Genomic DNA, 18,132 nt, shown 5'->3' with positions numbered 1-18,132 from the left:
CATGCACGACTGGGACCTGTCCGAGCTGGTCAAAGCGAGCATCGATCACGATGAGGACGCGTGGAACGAGCTGGTACGGAGGTTCGCCGGACTGGTCGCGTACGTCATCCGGCACTACCGGCTCTCCGCGGCCGACACCCAGGACGTCAGCCAGCTGGTCTGGCTGCGCCTGGTCGAACACCTGGGACAGATCCGGGAACCGGCCGCCCTGCCGGGCTGGCTGGCCACCACGACGCGCCACGAGTGCGAGCGATACCTGCGGGTCAACGGCCGGAGCGTGGCCGTGGACCCGATGACCATGCGGGAGGACCGGTCCGCCGCGCCGGAGGTCGACGAGATGCTGCTGGCGGTGGAGCGCCGGCAGGTGCTGCTCGACGGCCTCGGCGAACTGGCCCCTCAACAACGTGAGCTGCTGCTGATGCTGTCCGCCGACCCGCCCTACTCATACGCGGAGATCAGCCGGATCCTCGGCATCCCGATCGGCAGCATCGGGCCGACCCGCAGCCGAGTGCTCGAAAAGCTGCGTGATACAGACGCCGTGCGGGCATATCTCGAGGCGGATCGATCCGCACAGATGGGAAGGTGTCCGTGATGCCCTGGCGTAACTGGAGCGACGACGACGAGCTGATGCGCGACATCGCCGACGCGGTACGCCCGGAGCCGCTCGAGCAGCAGATCATGGCGGCCGGTCGGCTGGTCTTCGCCTACCACGTGACCGACCTGGACAAGGCGCTGGCCGCGCTGACCTACGACTCCCGGGTGGACGGTCTCGCCGCGGTCCGCGGCCCGATCTCGGGCGCCCCGCGCAGCCTGGTCTTCTCCCTCGGCGAGATCCGGGTCGAGATCGAGATCAGCGACGAGGGCATCGAGGGGCAGCTGATCCCGCCCGAGCCGGGCCGGGTGTGGCTGCTCGACGCCAGCGGCCCGGTTGCCGAGACCACCGCCGACGAGGTCGGGTGCTTCTCGTTCCCGTCGGCCCGAACCGGTCCGGTGCGGATCGAGTGCGACGTGTCCGGGCGGCGGGTCGCCACGGAGTGGATCACCGCCTGACCTGCCCGCGGCGCTGGACATGACATTCGACCCTGTACGCGCTCACCCTCAGGTGAGCGCCGTCGTCGTCCCGGAGCGGGAGGTGTGGCCGACCGGGACCGTCCGTCGTCCGTCGTCCGTCGTCCGTCGTCCGTCGATCTTCGACGTAGGCGAGGGCGTCGTCCCCGGGCGGAGACCGGTCGCGCACGACGTACTCGTAGATCGTCCGGGCGAGCGCGAGATCGGCGTCGTCCAGGTCAGCCGCGGCAACCCCGCAGCGCGGCGTCGTCGTCCTACGAGTAGGAGACGCGTCAGCGGTACCTCGCTTGCAACCGGGGCATCCACTGTGTCAGGCCACCCCCTTCGAGCCGTGGCAAATGGTGAACGTTGGGTGGCCGAAGGTGTGGTTGCGTGCCCGGGGTAGCGGGCCGTGGTCTGATGAACATTGTGGGTGACGATCTTCAGGTTGCGCGGCGGGCGGCTCTGGCCGGCGCCGCGGTCGGGATGCGCTGGTTCGCCGATCTGGCCCGGCTGCGGCAGGAGATGAAGCCCGACGGGACCGTGGTCACCGAGGCGGATCGGGCCGTTGAGGCGGAGATCCGGACGGTGCTGTCGGCGGAGCGGCCCGATGACGCCGTGCTCGGTGAAGAGGGCGGGCAGTCGGGGGACGCTGGGCGGCGGTGGATCGTCGATCCGATCGACGGGACGGCGCTGTTCGTCGCCGGGGACGATCGCTGGCTGGTGCTGGTCGCGCTGGAGGACGAGGGCGAGATCGTCGCCGGGGTCGCGGTGATTCCGGCCCAGCGGCGGGTGTTCTGGGCCGAACGTGACGGTGGCGCCTGGGAGGCGCCGCTCGATGACCTCGGGTCGGCCCGGCGGCTCGCGGTGGGGGCGGCCGCTCCAGAGATCAGCGTGAGCGTGGGCGCGGCCGAGCCGGCGGCTCCGGATGTTCGGCTCAGCGTCGTGCCGCTGCCGTCGGTCGCCGAGGTGGATGTGGCGGCGATTCCGGGGCGGCCGTGGCGGCTGCACCCGCCGCTGCTCGTGGCCCGGGGTGATCTGGATGTGGCGGTGCAGAGCAGCGGGTACATCTGGGACTTCGCGGCGACCTCGCTGATCGTGCGGGAGGCCGGCGGCTACTACCGGACGCGGGCGGGGGACACCCGGCCCGGCCGTGGTCTGTCGATCTTCGCGCGGAACCCTGAGCTGGCCGCCGAGGCCGCCACCCACCTGGCGTGAACCGCGATTTCAGAAGGCCGCGGGCCGTGATGGCGGGGGCTCGGCTGCGGTGGAGGTGGCCGGGCCGCGATGAGGTGGGCCCGGGCGAGATGAGCCGCGGTGAGGTGGGCCGTGGTGAGGAAGGCTGACGGGCTCAGGGTGACGTCGGCTTGTTGAGGACGAAGATCAGGCTGATCAGGGCGGCGATCGACAGGGCCACGCCGATGATTCCGAAGACGCGGCCGAGCAGGGCGGGGGAGAAGCCTCGGGTGCGGGCGCCCCGGCGGCTCAGGAAGATCGCGATGATGCCGAGGACGCCGCCGAAGACGCAGAACGAGGTGGGCAGGCTCAGGATGCCGAGGATCAGGGCACCGCGGTCGGCGCCGGCCACGGGGCGTCGCGCGGGCGGGGCCACGGCGATAAGGGGGAGCCAGGCGTACTCCGGTGGGAGGTCGATGAGCTGGGCCACCAGCTCCGACGTGTACGTGGCCGAGCCGACCGCCGCGACCCGGCGGTCGTAGTCGCTCAGCGCCACGTCGCCGGCGTCGAGGGCGCGGTTGAGCAGGTCGAGCACTTCGAGGCGTTCCGCGCCGGCCACCCGTTCGTCCCTCATCGGCGCGAAGGTATCGCCGCGGGAGGCCTGCCGTGGCGAGATGGGCGAAGGTCACCCTGACGGGCGCGGCGCACTCGTCAGTTACCGACTAGTTGGTAACTAGGCGCCAGGTGCCGGCAGGAGCGCGTCGGCGACGACGGCCAGGGCGATGAGAGCACCCGCCGCCCCTTAGCTACCGACTAGTTGGTAACTAAGAGGGGTGCCCGGGACGTCAGCTGTGCGGGAGCGACCTCACCCCGTCGGCGCGTGAAGGGTGATGCAGGTCCAGGCGCCGACGTGGAAGCGGTCGCCGTCGGCCAGAACGACACCTCGGCCGGGCTCCAGGGGCAGGGAGTCGTCGTTGACGTAGGTGCCGTTGGTGGAGCCGACGTCGGCGACCAGCCAGCGGCCGTCCATGTTCTGGGTGAGGATGGCGTGGCTGTGGGAGACGCCGGGGTCGTCGGCCAGGTCGATCTCGGGGTCGGTGCCCTTGGAGGCGCTCTTGCGGCCGACCCGCACCTGGGGCGGCGGCAGGCGGACGTCGCGGGTCAGGTGGTCGGTGGGGAAGACGACGCCGTCGACCGAGTTGGCGTCGAACCACGCGCGGTCGGCGGTGATGGTGACCAGCCACTCGCCGGCGGTCTGGGCGGCGGCCGCGGCGGGGGCCAGGACCGGCACCCGGCCGGTGTTCGAGTCGTAGCCGCAGTCCTCGCAGAACCGGCCCGACTCGGGCAGCGCCGCGCCGCAGTTCGGGCAGGGCGGCGTGGCCGGCGGCGCCAACGTCTGTACCGGCAGCGGCGCCGTGGCCACGCCCATACGGACGCCGCAGACGTCGCAGAAGTCGTCGGTCGACGAGTCGTGACCGCGGGGACAGATCACGAGGACGACCGTCCGACCCGCACCGTCTTGGTGGACCGGGTGTCCAGGGCCATCTCGTCGGCCGCGTCCACCCGGCGGCGCAGCCGGACCGTGCCGGTCACCGCGTCGTCGATGTCGACCACCGTGGCCAGCAGCTCGGTGGTGGCGCTGTTGCCGCTCTCGTGCGCGAGCTGCGCGGCCCGGCCCAGCTTGATGGTGGCGGTGTGCTCGTCGCCGGCCTTGCGCGCCTCCAGCCCGGCCTGGATCGCGTCGGCCAGCTCGGCCTGACCGGTGTAGTGGGCGACCTGCCGGTTGATGCGGGTGGAGAGCCCGCTGTCGCTGGTCCAGACGGCCCGGATCAGGCACTGGGCGTGCACGTCGTCGCCCTCGACCACGGACACCCGCGCGGCCAGCATCTCGTCGCCGGCCTGGCCGGGATTCACCTCGACGCTGATGTGGTAGTCGCGGCTCTCGTTGCCCCAGGCGCCGAGCGGGTAGCGGCCGGCCCGGGGACCGTCCTCGACCCGTTTGCCCGACAGGTCGACGACCGACGGCTCGACCTGCTTCACGTACCGGATCTTGGTGTTGACCGGGGTCCAGACCTTGAGCTGGACGTCGGCCGAGGTCTTGCCCATGGCGTTGGTGATCATCTGCTCGAAGGCGGCGGTGAGGTCGGTCGGCCGGGCCACGATGTCGACCGTGCCCAGCAGCGCGCCGGCGATCTTGCGCAGCTCGGCGACCTTCCAGTTGGTGCCGACGCCGCGGGAGTCGCACTGGAACTTGCCGCCGATGCTCTCCAGCACCTTCTCCAGGTAGCCGGCGTGCTCGCCGTTGTCGCCGTCGGTGAGCAGGATGGCGTGCGCGATGTCGCCGGGCCGCTGGGCGAACAGCTGCGCGGCCAGCTTGAGCCAGGCGCCCATCGCGGTGCCGCCGCTGGCCTGGAGCCGGTCGATCGAGCGGATCGCGTCGGCGCGGCTCTGCGGGCTGGACACCGCGAGCTGCCCGGGCGCGGGGAAGAGCTGCTGGGCGGTGCTGACCCCGGCGATGATCGCGAAGTGCACGCCGTCGTCGAGGCAGGTCACCGCGGCCTTGGCGGCCTGGCGCGCGGCCGCCATCCGGCCCTCGGCCTGCATCGAGCCGGACGCGTCGACGATGATCACCTCGGTCGCCCCGGTGGTCCGCCGCCCGGTCGCCGAGCCGGTCGACGTGACCGTGACGATCGCGTTCACCTCGGTCCCGCCGAGCGGGAGGAACTCGTTCTGGAACGCCTCAGCGGTGTACGCCACGCGGACCTCCCACAGGTGTCAGGGCGACGGTGATGTTGTCCGCGCCGCCACGTTCGTTCGCGAAGTCGACCAGCGCCCGTGCCGCCGCGAGCGGGCCTCCGTCGAGGCTGCCACGGACCGCGTCGGCGAAGCCGGCCGGGTCGTCGAGGTAGTTCCACAGCCCGTCGCTGCACAGGACCAGCGTCCCGGGCGCGTCGAAATCTCTCGAGCCGGAGGAGGGCCGCAACGCCGGGGCGTCCGCCCCCAGCCAGGCGGTGATGGCGTGCGCCTGCGGGCTGAGCATCGCCTTCTCCGGGTCGGCGCCCAGATCGACGGCGTGCCGCGCCCACGAGTCGTCCTGGGTGAGCTGTTCGGCCGGCCCTTCGCCGGGCACGAAATAGGCCCGGCTGTCGCCCACCCAGGCCCAGCTGACCGTGTCGCCGCGAACCGAGGCGGCCACGATCGTGCAGGCCGGCGAGTCGTGATCGGTGCCGAGCGCGTTGACGGCCTTGCCGGCGACGACGATCGCGTCAGCCGGATCGGCCGAGCTGAGCGCCTCGCCGGCGGTGCGAGCGGCGAGCAGGGAGGCCTCGTCGGCCCGTGCCGACGCGGACACCCCGTCGCAGACGACCAGATCGACGTCGGCGGCACGGGCGGAGAAGAAGAACGCGTCCTCGTTGCGGTGATGTCGTTTGCCGCGGTCGGTGACCGCCGCCCCGAGCGGCCCGGCGTCGTCCTCGGCGTGGTCGCTCTCTCGTTCCGCCATCATCCCGCAGCTCTCGCAGTATCCGTCGTCACCGACGCCGCCCCCGCAGTGGGCGCAGGTGATCAGCCGCCGCCCGCACTCCTCGCAGAACGTGGCCCCGGCCGCGCGCTCGTCGTCGCACGCGGCGCACTCGATGGTGGTCATGTCCGGGTCCTCGGGCGCGAGGCGTTGGCCAGGTCAACCAGCCGGACCCGGTCCGGGCCGTGGGTGGCCCGGGCCATCTCCCGGTACGCGGACTCCAGCGCGAACCGCAGGTCGCGTTCGCCCGCGATGCCGTCGCCCCGGCCCAGGATCGTGCCCGGCACCGGCGTGCCGGCGCCGGACACCACCAGCGCCTGTTCGAGCAGTTCCGCCCGTAGTTCGGCCACCTGCGCCGCCTCCGCCTCCAGCTTGGTGATCATCTCGGCCGCCGCGGCCAGCGCGGTGACCGCCGCGGTGGCCTGTGTGTGCGGCCGGACCAGCGCCCGCACCGCGCCGACCTGGGAACTCCGGTAGGCCGCCGAGGTGCCGGGGACGCGATGGTATGCCTCCACCGCACCGTTGCGATCACCGGTGGCCATCCGGCACCGGGCCAGCCCGGCCGAGGCGGTCGTGTAGGCCGGGTCGGTGCGGCTCACCACGTCGTAGTAGCCGGCCGCCACCTGGTGGTCGCCGGCCAGCTCGAGCGCGAGGGCCAGGGCCAGCTTGGGCGCGAGCTCGCCGGGCAGCGCCGAGAACACCTCGTCGAACCGGCGCCGGGCCAGGCCCAGGTCGCCGGAGGCCAGCCCGAGCACGCCGTCGTACCAGGCCACCCGCCAGTCCGAGGGTGACGCCGCGCCGAGCGCGTCCCGGGCCCGCTTGGCGTGCGAGAACGTGTCGAGCCCGGGGTGGTCGTGCTGGGCCGAGGCGCCCAGGTCGATCATCGCCCGCATGGCCCGCAGCTGGACCTCGATGGTGTGCGCGGGCGCCCGCCCGAGCAGGGTGAGCACCTCCTGCGGGTCGGTGACGGTGACCGAGGCGAGGAACGCGGCCGCCGGGTCGGTGATGTCGACCAGCGGCGACGGCAGGAACCGCCACTCCGGGGCGTCGCTGCGCGGGTCGGTCCGCAGCTCGCCGGTGAACAGCCGGGATGTGGCCGGACGCGGGTCGCCCCCGGCGGCCAGCACCTCGCGCAGCACCCCGAGCATCTGCTCGCTCATCTCGCCGGCGTCGGCGAACCGGGCGGTCGGGTCGCCCTGGGTGGCCCGGACCAGCAGCCGGTAGAACGACTCGTGCCGGTGGTAGACGTCGACCGAGTCGGGGGCCGGGAGGCTGGTGGCGTAGGTGCTCTGGTAGCCGCGGAAGTCGGTGGTGAGCACGGCCAGGGTGCGGCCGATGGTGAAGATGTCCGACGCCGGGCTCGGGCCCTGGGTGGCGATCTCCGGCGCCTGGTAGCCGACCGTGCCGTACAGCGCCGAGTCGAGGTCGTCCTCCTGGACCACGCCGCCCAGGTCGATCAGCTTCACCTGGTCGCCGGTCTGGATCACGTTGTCCGGCTTGAAGTCGCAGTAGATCAGGCCGCGGTCGTGCAGGTAGCCGAACGCGGGCATGATCTCCAGCAGGTACGCCAGCGCCTGCTCGACCGGCAGCGGGTCGTGCACCCCGCCGTTGGCCGCCATCCGGTCCTTGAGGATGCCCTTGAGCGACTCGCCGCCGACGTACTCCATGACGATGTAGCCGGCGCCGTCGTGCTCGACGAAGTTGTAGATCTTGACGATGTTCGGGTGTTCGACCTCGGCCAGGAACCGGCGCTCGGCCACCGCGGCCGCGAGCGCGTCGTCGTCACCGGCGTTGAGCAGGCCCTTGAGCACCACCCAGCGGTCCGAGACGTTCCGGTCGATGGCCAGGTAGATCCAGCCCAGGCCGCCGTGCGCGAGCGGACCGACCACCTCGTACTGCCCGCCGACCAGGTCGCCCTTGACCAGCTTCGGGTTGAAGTCGAAGGCCTCACCGCAGTTGGGACAGAATCCTGAGGTACGCCCGGAGCGCCCGTTCCGCCCCCGGCCGACCTCCTTGTTGCACTTGGCGCAGTACCGCTTGTTCTCGGGCACCTCGGCCGGCGACATGACCGCGGTCGACGGGTCGGCCTGGGTGATCGGGGCGATGTCGACGAGCCCGCCCCCGAAGCGCCGGCGGCGGGTTCCGGTGCGCGTGGAGATCGCCCGGGTGCTGCGGGCCGATCGGGTCGGCGTGGAGACCGGCGCAGGCGTCAGCGCATGTGCCACAGCCACAGTCGGCGCCACCGCCGGGGCCGGGGCCGGCGCGGCCAGATCGAGCGTCGGCTCCTCGACCCGCGGGGTCGGCCCGGCCGGCATCGGGATGGCCACCACCGGCGGCGGGGGCGTGGCCTCGACCCGGGCCGGCGCCATGCCACAGGTGTCGCAGTAGCCATCCATGATGGAACCCGGACAGTTGCGGAGGCACCTCACGACGCGGCCTCCCGCAACGCGTCCTGGTAGGCGTTCACCGCGGCGCGCGCCGTCTCCAGATCGCACGGCGCGGTGTAGAGCGCCTCGCGTACTCGATCAGCCGCCGGGCCCAGCGACCCGTCGAGCCCGCGCCGTTTCGCCTTGGCCTCGTACGACTCGAACCGCCCGCGCAGCTCGTTGCGTGACGACAACAGCTCGCCGGCCCGGTCGGCGGTCGTGGCGACCTCGTCCAGCCGGGCCCGCGCCCGGCGGGTCCACTCGGCCAGCCGGGGGCTGATCAGCGCCCAGTGCCCGGCCGAGGCCAGCGCGTCCACCGCCATCAGGTCGGGCCGCAGGTCGGGGCCGACGGCCACGACGAACCCGGACCCGAACCGGTCGGTCGCCCGGGCGGCCGCCTCGGCCGCGTCCCGTTCCGCCGCGTCGATCTCGGCCAGCAGCTTGTGGGCCTCGGCCAGCCGCTGCGCCAGCATCTCCTTCAGCTCGCCGGCCGACGTGCGCTCGGCGTCGGCCCGGTCGACCAGGGCCCGGATGGCGGTCAGCTCGGCCTCGTCCACGCCCAGCGGGTCGGAACCCATCGTCTGGGTGAAGTAGCGCAGCCGCCGGTCGGCCTCCTCGAGCGCGGCCAGCCCCTGCTGGTCACGGCCGATCAGCCGGCGCACGTTCTCGACCGCCGCGGCGGCGTCGGCGCTGGCCGGGAGCAGGCGCTGCCACGCGTCGCCGGCCCGGGTCACCACGTCGGCGACCGTACGGAACGCGTCCTCCATCGTCGCCAGCAGCTCGCCCGGGGAGCAGGCCCGCCGCTCCTGCCCGGCACCGAGCAGCCCGCGCTCGGCCAGCGGCACCACCGACAGCGACAGCGTGATCGACCGGCCCAGCACCTGGTGGGCGAAGGCCGGGCCGCCCTGGTCGCGCAGCACCCGCGCCTCGGTGATCGCGGTGGTCAGCTGCTTGTAGCCGTCCCAGAGCCGGGTCAGCGACTCCTTGGCCTGCGCCCACGCCGAGGCGGTCCGCCCGGTCAGGGCGCGGGCGTCGAGGTCGCGTTTGGCCACGCTGTCGTCCAGCTCGACCAGGTTTTCCGCCACCCGGGCCACGGCGGCTTCGAGACGCGCCAGCTCGGCGCGAGGATCGGTGATCATCGGTACGCGGCCCGCGGCGGCGCCGGCGCCGTCCCGAAGTCGCCCAGCCACGTGTCGTACGTCCTCTTCCATCGGCCGTCGGCCTTGTTGCGCGCCAGCACCTGGTTCACGAACCGGGTGAACTCGGGGTACTGCTTCGAGATGGCCATCGCGTACGGCTCGGAGGTGAACTTCGGTCCGACCACCTTGGCATACGGATCCTGCGCGGCCAGCCCGGCCAGGATCGTGTCGTCGGTGGAGATCGCGTCGACCTCGTTCTGCTGGAAGGCGACCAGGCAGTCGGCCCAGCCGGCCCGCCCGACCGGCTGCGGCCGCGAGCCGACCTTGGCGATGTTCTCCAGCGAGGTCGAGCCGGTGACCGCGCAGACCCGCTTGCCCCCGAGGTCTTCGATGCCCTTGGCCGTCGAACCCTTGTTGACCAGCACCTGCTGCCCGGCCTCGTAGTAGACGGCGGAGAAGTCGACCTCGGCCAGCCGCTCGCAGTTCACGGTCATGGTGTCGGCGACCAGGTCGACGGTGCCGTTCGCGGCCAGTTGCACGCGTTGGTCGTACCCGATGACCTTGATCTGGATCTTGTCGGGGTCGCCGAAGATGGCCTCGGCGATCTGCCGGCCCATGTCGACGTCGAAGCCCTCGATCCGGCCGGTGAACGGGTTGCGCGAGCTGAACAGCAGGGTGTCCTGGCTGGTGCCGAGGATCAGCCGGCCACGCTTGAAGATCTCGGCCATGTGCGTGCCGGCGGGCATCTTCCGCGGCGCCGGCAGCGCGCCGGTGGGGCGCAGGCTGGCCCGGGCGTTGCACGACTCCTCGGGGGCGGCCTGCGGGGGAGCGGACGGCTGAGCCGCGGTGGGTGGCTCGACGCGGCCGCCGTCCCGGTCGGCCGTGCAGCCCGCGGTCACCCCGAGCAGCGCGACCGCGACCACCGCGGCCAGGGTGTGGCGGCGGGTCATCGATATTCCTCCAGCCGGGCGCGCAGGCCCAGCCAGGACAGCGCGCAGATCATCAGGGCGAGCAGCGGGCCGAGCACGGTCAGCGCGCCCAGGCCCCGGCCGGCCGCGCCGACCTCGCGGGTGAACAGCGCCATCCGGTCGTCCATGGCCGCGCCGATGCCGTCGTTGATGCCCTGGAAGGCGCTCGACGCCTCGGCGCCCACGGCCAGCTTGACCGCCGCGTCGTGCTGGCCGCTGTCGTCCAGCTCGCGGACCTTGCGGTGCAGGTTGAGATATCTCCCGTGGGCGACCATGGCGTCGCGGACATGCTCTTCGGCGGAGTCGTCGCCGATCGAGCCGGCGGCCACCTCGAGCAGCCCGTACGGCCCGGTCAGCCGCTGCGAGACGGTGCCGAAGTCTTCCTCGTAGGCCCCGCCGCTGCCCCGCGCGGTCAGCGCCAGCGCCTCGTCGCCGCGCTCCCGCAGCACGAAGATCCGGGCCTTGGACAGCAGCGTCACCGGCGTCGAGCCGTCCTTCTCGGCGGTGTCCAGGTGGGCCCGCTGGGCGAACAGCACACCCGACGAGATCAGCCCCAGCACCACCAGCAGGCCGGTCGCGGCCACCAGCGGGACGTTGAAGGTGCGCTTCGTGGTGCGGCTGAGCCGCAGCTGCACGTGGAGCAGGGTGGCGAACAGCACCGCCATCAGCAGCACGTAGAACGTCACCCATACGCTGCTGCGGGCCGACGAGTACCCATCTTCGACCTCCTGCTGGGCGATCCGGAGCAACCGGTCGGCCTGCGGCTGGAGCACCTCGCGGTTCAGGGCCGAGGCCTGTGAGAGGTACGCCGAGCCGACCGGCAACCCCTGCCGGTTGTTGGCCCGGGCCGCCGCCACCAGCGCCGCGTACCGGGTCACCCCGGTGGCCAGCTCGCGCACCGTGTCGGCCGACTCGCCGCCGGCCGGGGTGCGCCGGGCCGCCGACGTCAGCGCCGTGGTGACCCGGGTCAGGTCGTCCTCGTACCGCCGGGTCAGCGCGGCCGGCTCGAGCCCGCCGCCCAGGAACGCCTGCGCCGCGGTGGTGTCGGCGTCGGCCAGCGCCGAGTAGATCGTCTCGGCCTCGGTGAGCAGTGGCTGGGCCCGCCCGCCCAGGTCGCCCGTGCCCGAGTCGGCCGAGCTTGCCGCCACCCCGGCCAGCAGCCCGGTGAGCAGACCGAGCGCCAGCAGGGCGGACAGCATGAGCTGGAGCCGCCCGGGGGAGGTGTGCCGCAACTGGGCGACGCGCGTGAACCCGGGCCGGTCCAACTGAAGCGTGGTCACGCGTCCTCCGTCATGCGCGCAATGTTATGAGACCTGAGCCACCTCCCGGATTCGAGCACAGTGGCCTCGCCGCGCCCGCGAATCCGGGAGGTGGCTAGTCCAGCTCCCGTTTGAGAAGTTTGCCGGTGGCGGTCATCGGAAGCGAATCCACGAACTGGACGATCCTCGGGTACTTGTAGCTGGCCATCTGCTCCTTGGCCCAGGCGACCAACTCGTCCTCGGTCGTGGTGGCGCCGGCGACACGGATGACGTACGCCTTGATCTCCTCGCCGTGGCTCGGGTGGGGCACCCCGATGACCGCGGCCAGCGACACCGCCTCGTGGGTCATCAGCACCTCCTCGATCTCCCGCGGGTAGACGTTGAAGCCGCCACGGATGATCATGTCCTTGGCCCGGTCGACGATGTAGTAGAAGCCGTCCTTGTCGCGCCGGCCCAGGTCGCCGCTGCGGAACCAGCCGTCCCGCATGACCTCGGCGGTCGCCTCGGGCCGGTTGTAGTAGCCGCGCATGATGTTGTGCCCGCGGATGGCCACCTCGCCGATCTCGTCCGCGGCATCGACGGTGTTCCACTCCGGGTCGATCAGCTTCACCTCGACCCCCCAGATCGGGATGCCGATGGAACCCGGGCGGGGCTCGGAGTGCGGATCCGAGAACGTCGCGACGGGAGACGTCTCGCTCAGGCCGTACCCCTCCAGGATCTGCAGCCCGAACCGGTCCTTGACCTGGTGGATGATCTCCACGGGCAGACTGGACCCGCCACTGACCGCGACCCGCATGTTCCGGGCGATCCGCTCCACGTCGACGCCGTCGGACAGGGCGTTGAGCAAACCCCAATACATGGTGGGTACGCCCGCGAAGAACGTCACCGACTCCTGCTCCAGCAGCTTGACCGCCGCGGCCGCCTCGAACCGGGGCAGCAGCACCAGGGTCGACGCGGTGGCGAAACCGGCGTTCATGTTCACCGTCGAGCCGAACGAGTGGAACAGCGGCAGCACGGCCAGATGGGTGTCGGTGCCCGGGGACGCCTGGAACAGGCGGTTGCAGGTCAGCGCGTTCAGCACGAGGTTCGAATGCGACAATTCGGCGCCTTTGGCCTGTCCCGTGGTGCCGCTGGTGTAGAGGATGACGGCCGCGTCGGACTCGTTCCTCAGCACCGTCTCGGCGAGCGGCGCCTGACCCCGCAGCGCCTGGCCCATGGTCTCGGCGCCCTCGATCGGCGACGCGGCGCCCGGGTCGGCCGTGATCAGGAAGAAGTGCTCGCAGTCGTCGGTCTGGTCGAAGCCGGCCTTGCCCTCGGCGCCCATCGGCAGCTCGGGCGTGCCCTGGAAGCAGAAGTACGCCTTGGCGTCCGAGTCGGCCAGGTGGTAGGCGATCTCACGCCCCTTGAGCAGCACGTTCAGCGGGACGACGACCGCGCCGGCCTTGAGGATGCCGTAGTAGACGACCGGGAAGAACGGCAGGTTCGGGCAGGACAGGGCCACCTTGTCGCCCGGCTGGATACCCCGGCTGACCAGCAGGCCCGCCACCTGCTTGGCGGCCGCGTCGACCTGGGCGTAGGTCAGCCGGGTCGCGCCGAGCACGACGGCGTCCCGGCCACCGAACGTCCGGGCGGAGTCCTCGAGCAGGATCGACAGGTTGAGCATGGGGTTCCCTCCCGAGCTGTGACGACCGTCTCACTTCAGCATGTCATCCGTTCCTGGGAAAGGGCTGCTCTCCCGCGGCTTCAAGGTTCCCCGCTCCAGCAGCTCGGTGGCCGCCGCGACCAGCCCGCCGTAGGCCGCCCAGGTCAGGCTCCCGCCGGTCGACACCCGCCGGACCCCCGCACCGGCCAGCTCCGGCACGCTGGGGCCGTCGTGCAGCGCCAGGACATTCACGGGTACGTCCATGGCGCTGGTCAGCCGGCGGATGTCGTCCAGGTTCGTCAGGCCCGGCGCGTAGACGCAGGTCGCCCCCGCCTCGGCGTAGGTCCGCAACCGCGCGATCGTGTCGTCCAGATCGGCGACGCCGTACAGGTGGTTCTCCGAGCGCCCGGTGAGCACCATCCCGTGCCGGGCACACACCTCGGCCGCCGCGGCGATCCGTTCCGCCGCCCGCGCCACCGGCTCGATGGCGTCGGCCGTCGGGTCGTAGTCCTCGATGGAGATCCCGCTGGCGCCGGCCTCGGCCAGCGCCTCGACCACGGCGGCCACACCCTGGGGGTCGTCGGCGTAGCCCCGCTCGGCGTCCACCGCGACCGGCACGGTGACCGCGTGGGTGAGCGCTCGGACGTGGGCGATCAGCTCGTCGGCGGTCACGCTCTGGTCCTCACGGCCGAGCGTCGCGGCGAAGCCCGAACTGGTGGTGGCCAGCGCCTTGGCCCCGAGACTCTGCAGCAGCCGGGCCGACCCGGCGTCGAACGGGTTGGGGAGCACAAACGTCCCGCTGCGGTGCAGCTCACGGAACGTGGCCCGGGCATCACTGATCATCGGCTGAGCTTACGTAGCCCGCCGCCTCCCGTCACTCGCCCGTCCGACCCGTCGATGCACGTTCTGCGATGTGATTCGCCCCCGAGCAAGCACGGTCGCGGGGATGGCACCCGGGGTCTTGCTCTGTGTTGTGCGGGGCTTTGAGCGTGGCGGGAGGCTGTGGGTTCGCGCAGAAGGGTGAGTGGGCATGGGCGTGGAGGCGTCGCCGGAGGCGAGCCGACCCTCGGCGGGAGCTGCGGTCAGCACCACCCGCCTCGCCACGACATCTTGATCTTTCTCAGGTCAGTTCGTCGAGTTTCGCGGTCAGGTCGCGGTCTGCGGCGAGGTCGGGGGCGAGCAGCGTGAGGACATCGCGGGGGGAAGCGGCACGGTCCACATAGGGCTGGGCGCCGTCGTCCGTGATCGGGGCGCCCTGGCCGCGCAGGTGGGTGATCCAGGCGGCCAGGGCTCGGATGGCGCCCGTCGCGGGACGGCCGGCGGCACGTTCGCCGCGCAGGACCGGCAGGACGCGGATCGGGATCTTCTGGGAGCCGTCGGCGGCGATCTGGGCCAGCGTGTGACGGATGCGCGGGTTGGCGAAACGCTCCAGGAGCGCGGCCCGGTAGTCGGTCAGTTCGGCCGCCGGGAGGGGGACGTGGCGGACGGCCTCGTCCCACCACTCGTCCAGCCAGGCCCGGCAGGTCGGATCGGTCACGGCGTCGGCGATCGTGGTCAGGCCTCGGGCGCTGCCGGCGTAGGCCAGCAGCGAGTGGCCGCCGTTCAGGAGCAGGAGCTTGCGCAGCTCGTGCGGGGTCACGTCGGACACGAAACGGGCGCCGGCGGCATCCCAGGCGGGGCGGCCGCGGGGGAACTCGCCCTCCAGGAGCCACTCGGTGAACGGCTCGGTCACCACCGGGACCTCGTCCGGCCGGCCGGCGGCGGCCACCGACGCGACGTCCTCGGGGGTGGTGCGCGGGGTGATGCGGTCGACCATCGTCGTCACGAACGAGACGTTGTCGCGGATCCACGGGAGCAGGGCGGGCTCGGCGGCGCTGGCGAAGTCGAGGACCACCCGGGCCGTGGCGGCGCCGTTGCCGGGCAGGTTGTCGCAGCAGACCACGGCGATCGGGCCGCCGTAGGCCAGGCGGCGGGCGTTCAGGCCGGCGACCAGGCGGCCGGGAACCGTGACCATCGGGGCGCCGGCGCGGAAGGCGGCCAGGTCGGCGCGTACGTCGGGATCGGTGTCGTCCAGGCCGCCGCCACGGCCCCGGCGGTAGGCGGCCTCGGTCACGGTCAGCGTCACCACGGACAGCTCACGGCGGGTCAGGACGGTTCGCCAGCTCGCGATGTCGTCGCCGGGATGGGCCTCGGCCACCGAACCGATCACCTCGAGCCGGTCGGCGTCGGGGCCGCGGACGATCAGGGTGTAGAGCCCGCCCTGGCCGGTCAGGGCCGTCGCCAAGGGGCGGGACCGGCCGGTGAAGGCAGCGATGCCCCAGCGGGCGGCGTCGGGCGCGGTTGCCGTGTACCAGGCCTGGTGGGCGCGGAAGAAGTTGCCTAATCCGAGGTGGGCGATGCGGACCGGCGGCCGGATGTCGCGGGCGAGGCGTTCGGCGGGCATGATCCCCATCCTGCCGGAAATCGACCGTCGGCAGGGAGGCCCGCGGTCTTGCTCGTGGCCGGCATGCGACGAAAAGGCCGTCGATCGGGAGGCGGTCTTGAGTTGCGGGCGGATCGAGCGGCGGCAACCGGACAGGTCCGCCCGCAACATCGCGCCGGGCGGGGGCGCAGGGGTCAGGCCTACCGCACAGTCTGCGCCGGAGTTGTTTCGAACGCGATAAGTTGCGCCCATGACGTTCTCGATCGTCGCGCCGGCCGCCACGTGACCCGGGTGGCCATGTGGTCGGGCCCGCGCAACGTGTCCACGGCCCTGATGCGCAGCTTCGGGGCGCGGCCGGACACGCTGGTCGTGGACGAGCCGCTGTACGCGTACTACCTGTCGGCCACCGGCCTCGACCACCCGGGCCGGGCCGACGTGCTGGCCGGCCAACCGCGGGCGTGGGCCGACGTGGCCGCGTCGCTGACCGGCCCGCTGCCGGCCGGCGTGACCGTGCACTACCAGAAGCACATGACCCACCACCTGCTGCCCGAGGTGGGCCGCGACTGGATCGGCCGGCTGTCCAACGCGTTCCTGATCCGCGACCCGGCGCATGTCGTGGCCTCCTACGCGAAGGTCCGCGGCACCCCCGACCTGGCCGATCTGGGCTATGCCCAGCAGGCCGAGATCTATCGCGCGTACGGCGGACCGGTGATCGACGCGGCCGACCTGCTGCGCGACCCGGCCGGGGTGCTCGGGCGGCTCTGCGCGGCCCTCGGCATCCCCTGGACCGAGGCGATGCTGTCCTGGCCGCCCGGCCGGCGCGACACCGACGGGGTGTGGGCGCCGCACTGGTACTCGTCCGTCGAGTCGTCGACCGGGTTCGCGCCGTACGACCCGCGCCCGGCCGACGTGCCCGCACGCCTGCGGTCGCTGGTCGCCGAGGCCATGCCCTACTACGAGGAACTGGCCGCGCACCGCCTCTAGATCACCGGCACGCCGTTCTCGGTCGCGTGGGCCCGGTAGATCGCGGCGATCCTGGACGTCAGCGGGCCTACGGCGCCGTCGCCGATCCGGCGCCCGTCGATCTCGGTGACCGCGGCGATCTCACCCATGGTGCCGGTGCAGAAGACCTCGTCGGCCGTGTACATCTCGGTCAGCGACAGGTCGCGCACCACGGCCGGGATCTCGTGGTGCGCCGCCAGGTCGAGCACCGTCTGCCGGGTGATGCCCTCCGGGCAGGCCATCGCGTACGGGGTGAGCAGCGCGCCGCCGGCCACGGCGAACAGGTGCGTGGCGTTCGTCTCGGCCACGAAACCCCGCCCGTCGAGCATCAGCGCGTCGTCCGCCCCCGCCACGTTCGCCTCGATCTTGGCCAGGATCGAATTGATCAGGTTGTTGTGGTGGATCCTGGGGTCGAGCACATCCGGGCCCGGGCGCCGGACACTGGCCGTGACCAGGCGCAGGCCGCCCGTGTCGTACACCGGCGCCTTGAACTCGGCCAGCACGATCAGCGTGCCGCCGGCCTCGTTCAGCCGCGGATCCATGCCGCTGGTCACCTTGACGCCGCGGGTGAGCGTGAGCCGCACATGCACGCCGTCGGTCATGTCGTTGGCCCCAAGGGTCTCGGCCAGGGCGGCCACGATGTCGGCGTCGGCCGGGATGTCGGTGAACCCGAGCGCCTTGGCCGACCGCCGCAGCCGGGCCAGATGCTCGTACAGCCCGAAGACCTTGCCCCGGTAGAGCCGCAGCCCCTCCCACACGGCGTCGCCGCCCTGCACCACCGAGTCGAAGGGCGAGAGGCCCGGCTCATCCCGGTGCCGCAGCACCCCGTTGACCCAGTACCGCAGTCCGGCGTTCCGCTCGTCGTACCGCTGAAGCATGATCGTCATTCTGTCAGGCCGTTGCGGACGCCGATGCGGCCTTGTCCACAGCCGGCCCGGGCCGGCCGCGGTGGCCGGTAGGCTATGGGTCATGAGCTCGGAAGCTGTCGGCAGGTACATGCCCGCGGAGGTCACGCTTGATGACCTCACCGCGATGATGGCGGCGGACGAACACCACCGGTACGAAATAAGTCCCGAAGGAGTCCTCTCGGTAATGCCGCCTCCCGGCTATGCGCACGCCATCATCGCCACGGAGCTCATGGGCTGGCTGTTGGCGGGCGGGGTGCCGGCGAAGCAGGTCGCTCAGGCGGTCGGATTGCGGATTCTGGGCCGGCACGGCGGTGTCGGCGGGCGCATTCCCGACCTGGTGGTGTGGAGCAAGGTTCAGGCTGAGGCGGTCTGGCTGCCGGTGACGGACGTGTGGCTGGTCGTCGAGATCCTGTCGCCCGGGTCGGAAGGCACCGACCTGGTGACCAAGCGCGTGGAGTACGCCGCGGCCGGCATCCCGCAGTACTGGGTGATCGACCAGGACCAGGCGCAGACCGTCACCATGCACCGCCTGGACGGTGACCACTACACCGTCCAGGCCTCGATGCCGCTTGCGTGGCTGCTCAACTCCCAGCCGGGCGAGCACGGGCTCGGCTGACCCAGGT

General features: G+C 72.2%; 17 protein-coding genes. 5 read left to right on the top strand and 12 right to left on the bottom strand.

Features of this window, described 5'->3' with window-relative positions:
- Window position 1 precedes the first annotated feature (1 nt).
- The 3 genes from AB0O15_RS34440 (at window position 2) to AB0O15_RS34430 (ending at window position 2,265) form a co-directional block, all read left to right on the top strand.
- The gene (locus tag AB0O15_RS34440) at window positions 2–592 is read left to right on the top strand and encodes a sigma-70 family RNA polymerase sigma factor (RefSeq protein ID WP_364327515.1); all 591 of its coding nucleotides are present in this window, start codon (window positions 2–4) and stop codon (window positions 590–592) included.
- Entirely contained in the window at window positions 592–1,050 is a 459-nt protein-coding gene (locus AB0O15_RS34435) for a hypothetical protein (RefSeq protein ID WP_364327512.1), read from the top strand. The genes AB0O15_RS34440 and AB0O15_RS34435 overlap by 1 nt, the downstream gene beginning before the upstream one ends.
- A gap of 417 nt (window positions 1,051–1,467) precedes the next feature.
- Window positions 1,468–2,265: an inositol monophosphatase gene (locus tag AB0O15_RS34430; protein WP_364327509.1), complete on the top strand. Its 798-nt coding sequence runs from the start codon at window positions 1,468–1,470 to the stop codon at window positions 2,263–2,265.
- Window positions 2,266–2,398: 133 nt separating this feature from the next.
- Here AB0O15_RS34430 and AB0O15_RS34425 read toward each other — a convergent pair whose 3' ends face one another.
- The 11 genes from AB0O15_RS34425 to AB0O15_RS34375 form a co-directional block, all read right to left on the bottom strand.
- Window positions 2,399–2,857, bottom strand: coding sequence for a DUF1707 domain-containing protein (locus AB0O15_RS34425; protein WP_364327506.1), 459 nt, complete (start codon window positions 2,855–2,857; stop codon window positions 2,399–2,401).
- Window positions 2,858–3,088: 231 nt separating this feature from the next.
- Complete coding sequence (locus tag AB0O15_RS34420; protein ID WP_364327503.1) at window positions 3,089–3,715, bottom strand: FHA domain-containing protein; 627 nt, start codon at window positions 3,713–3,715, stop codon at window positions 3,089–3,091.
- Window positions 3,712–4,980: a VWA domain-containing protein gene (locus AB0O15_RS34415; protein ID WP_364327500.1), complete on the bottom strand. Its 1,269-nt coding sequence runs from the start codon at window positions 4,978–4,980 to the stop codon at window positions 3,712–3,714. The genes AB0O15_RS34420 and AB0O15_RS34415 overlap by 4 nt, the downstream gene beginning before the upstream one ends.
- The gene (locus AB0O15_RS34410; protein WP_364327497.1) at window positions 4,964–5,869 is read right to left on the bottom strand and encodes a protein phosphatase 2C domain-containing protein; all 906 of its coding nucleotides are present in this window, start codon (window positions 5,867–5,869) and stop codon (window positions 4,964–4,966) included. Before AB0O15_RS34410 ends, AB0O15_RS34415 begins: the two co-directional genes overlap by 17 nt.
- Window positions 5,866–8,139, bottom strand: coding sequence for a tetratricopeptide repeat protein (locus AB0O15_RS34405; protein ID WP_364327494.1), 2,274 nt, complete (start codon window positions 8,137–8,139; stop codon window positions 5,866–5,868). The genes AB0O15_RS34410 and AB0O15_RS34405 overlap by 4 nt, the downstream gene beginning before the upstream one ends.
- A gap of 29 nt (window positions 8,140–8,168) precedes the next feature.
- Window positions 8,169–9,359 carry a hypothetical protein gene (locus AB0O15_RS34400; RefSeq protein WP_364327491.1) on the bottom strand — a complete coding sequence of 397 codons (1,191 nt, stop codon included), beginning with the start codon at window positions 9,357–9,359 and terminating at the stop codon, window positions 8,169–8,171.
- On the bottom strand, window positions 9,305–10,258 hold the full coding sequence (locus AB0O15_RS34395; protein ID WP_364327488.1) for a glutamate ABC transporter substrate-binding protein: 954 nt from the start codon (window positions 10,256–10,258) through the stop codon (window positions 9,305–9,307). The genes AB0O15_RS34400 and AB0O15_RS34395 overlap by 55 nt, the downstream gene beginning before the upstream one ends.
- Window positions 10,255–11,556, bottom strand: a complete 1,302-nt coding sequence (locus AB0O15_RS34390; RefSeq protein WP_364327485.1) for a hypothetical protein — start codon at window positions 11,554–11,556, stop codon at window positions 10,255–10,257. The genes AB0O15_RS34395 and AB0O15_RS34390 overlap by 4 nt, the downstream gene beginning before the upstream one ends.
- A 94-nt stretch (window positions 11,557–11,650) precedes the next feature.
- Window positions 11,651–13,198, bottom strand: coding sequence for a long-chain fatty acid--CoA ligase (locus tag AB0O15_RS34385; protein WP_364327482.1), 1,548 nt, complete (start codon window positions 13,196–13,198; stop codon window positions 11,651–11,653).
- A 30-nt stretch (window positions 13,199–13,228) separates the two neighbouring features.
- Complete coding sequence (locus AB0O15_RS34380) at window positions 13,229–14,020, bottom strand: isocitrate lyase/phosphoenolpyruvate mutase family protein (protein WP_364327479.1); 792 nt, start codon at window positions 14,018–14,020, stop codon at window positions 13,229–13,231.
- Between the two features lie 277 nt (window positions 14,021–14,297).
- Entirely contained in the window at window positions 14,298–15,620 is a 1,323-nt protein-coding gene (locus AB0O15_RS34375) for a mannitol dehydrogenase family protein (RefSeq protein ID WP_364327476.1), read from the bottom strand.
- Window positions 15,621–15,896: 276 nt separating this feature from the next.
- On the opposite strand from AB0O15_RS34375, the gene AB0O15_RS34370 reads away from it, so the two are divergent.
- Window positions 15,897–16,583, top strand: coding sequence for an HAD family hydrolase (locus AB0O15_RS34370; protein ID WP_364327831.1), 687 nt, complete (start codon window positions 15,897–15,899; stop codon window positions 16,581–16,583).
- Here AB0O15_RS34370 and AB0O15_RS34365 read toward each other — a convergent pair.
- On the bottom strand, window positions 16,580–17,479 hold the full coding sequence (locus AB0O15_RS34365; protein ID WP_364327473.1) for an aminotransferase class IV: 900 nt from the start codon (window positions 17,477–17,479) through the stop codon (window positions 16,580–16,582). The two genes, AB0O15_RS34370 and AB0O15_RS34365, sit on opposite strands and share 4 nt — an antisense overlap.
- A gap of 91 nt (window positions 17,480–17,570) precedes the next feature.
- Between AB0O15_RS34365 and AB0O15_RS34360 the strand changes: the two genes are divergently transcribed.
- Window positions 17,571–18,125, top strand: coding sequence for a Uma2 family endonuclease (locus AB0O15_RS34360; protein ID WP_364327470.1), 555 nt, complete (start codon window positions 17,571–17,573; stop codon window positions 18,123–18,125).
- The last annotated feature ends 7 nt before the right edge of the window (window positions 18,126–18,132 follow it).

Source organism: Actinoplanes sp. NPDC089786, from assembly GCF_040684855.1.
Lineage (GTDB): Bacteria > Actinomycetota > Actinomycetes > Mycobacteriales > Micromonosporaceae > Actinoplanes.
Note: the sequence above shows the minus strand (reverse complement) of the source record. Positions and strands in the feature narration are given on the sequence as shown.

Excerpts from the sequence above, each read along its gene's own strand:
- AB0O15_RS34385 (WP_364327482.1), bottom strand. The coding sequence starts at position 13,198 with ATGCTCAACCTGTCGATCCTGCTCGAGGACTCCGCCCGGACGTTCGGT.
- AB0O15_RS34375 (WP_364327476.1), bottom strand. The coding sequence starts at position 15,620 with ATGCCCGCCGAACGCCTCGCCCGCGACATCCGGCCGCCGGTCCGCATC.
- AB0O15_RS34435 (WP_364327512.1), top strand. The coding sequence starts at position 592 with ATGCCCTGGCGTAACTGGAGCGACGACGACGAGCTGATGCGCGACATC.
- AB0O15_RS34365 (WP_364327473.1), bottom strand. The coding sequence starts at position 17,479 with ATGCTTCAGCGGTACGACGAGCGGAACGCCGGACTGCGGTACTGGGTC.
- AB0O15_RS34425 (WP_364327506.1), bottom strand. The coding sequence starts at position 2,857 with ATGAGGGACGAACGGGTGGCCGGCGCGGAACGCCTCGAAGTGCTCGAC.
- AB0O15_RS34370 (WP_364327831.1), top strand. The coding sequence starts at position 15,897 with ATGTGGTCGGGCCCGCGCAACGTGTCCACGGCCCTGATGCGCAGCTTC.
- AB0O15_RS34360 (WP_364327470.1), top strand. The coding sequence starts at position 17,571 with ATGAGCTCGGAAGCTGTCGGCAGGTACATGCCCGCGGAGGTCACGCTT.
- AB0O15_RS34440 (WP_364327515.1), top strand. The coding sequence starts at position 2 with ATGCACGACTGGGACCTGTCCGAGCTGGTCAAAGCGAGCATCGATCAC.
- AB0O15_RS34410 (WP_364327497.1), bottom strand. The coding sequence starts at position 5,869 with ATGACCACCATCGAGTGCGCCGCGTGCGACGACGAGCGCGCGGCCGGG.
- AB0O15_RS34405 (WP_364327494.1), bottom strand. The coding sequence starts at position 8,139 with ATGGATGGCTACTGCGACACCTGTGGCATGGCGCCGGCCCGGGTCGAG.
- AB0O15_RS34380 (WP_364327479.1), bottom strand. The coding sequence starts at position 14,020 with ATGATCAGTGATGCCCGGGCCACGTTCCGTGAGCTGCACCGCAGCGGG.
- AB0O15_RS34395 (WP_364327488.1), bottom strand. The coding sequence starts at position 10,258 with ATGACCCGCCGCCACACCCTGGCCGCGGTGGTCGCGGTCGCGCTGCTC.
- AB0O15_RS34430 (WP_364327509.1), top strand. The coding sequence starts at position 1,468 with ATGAACATTGTGGGTGACGATCTTCAGGTTGCGCGGCGGGCGGCTCTG.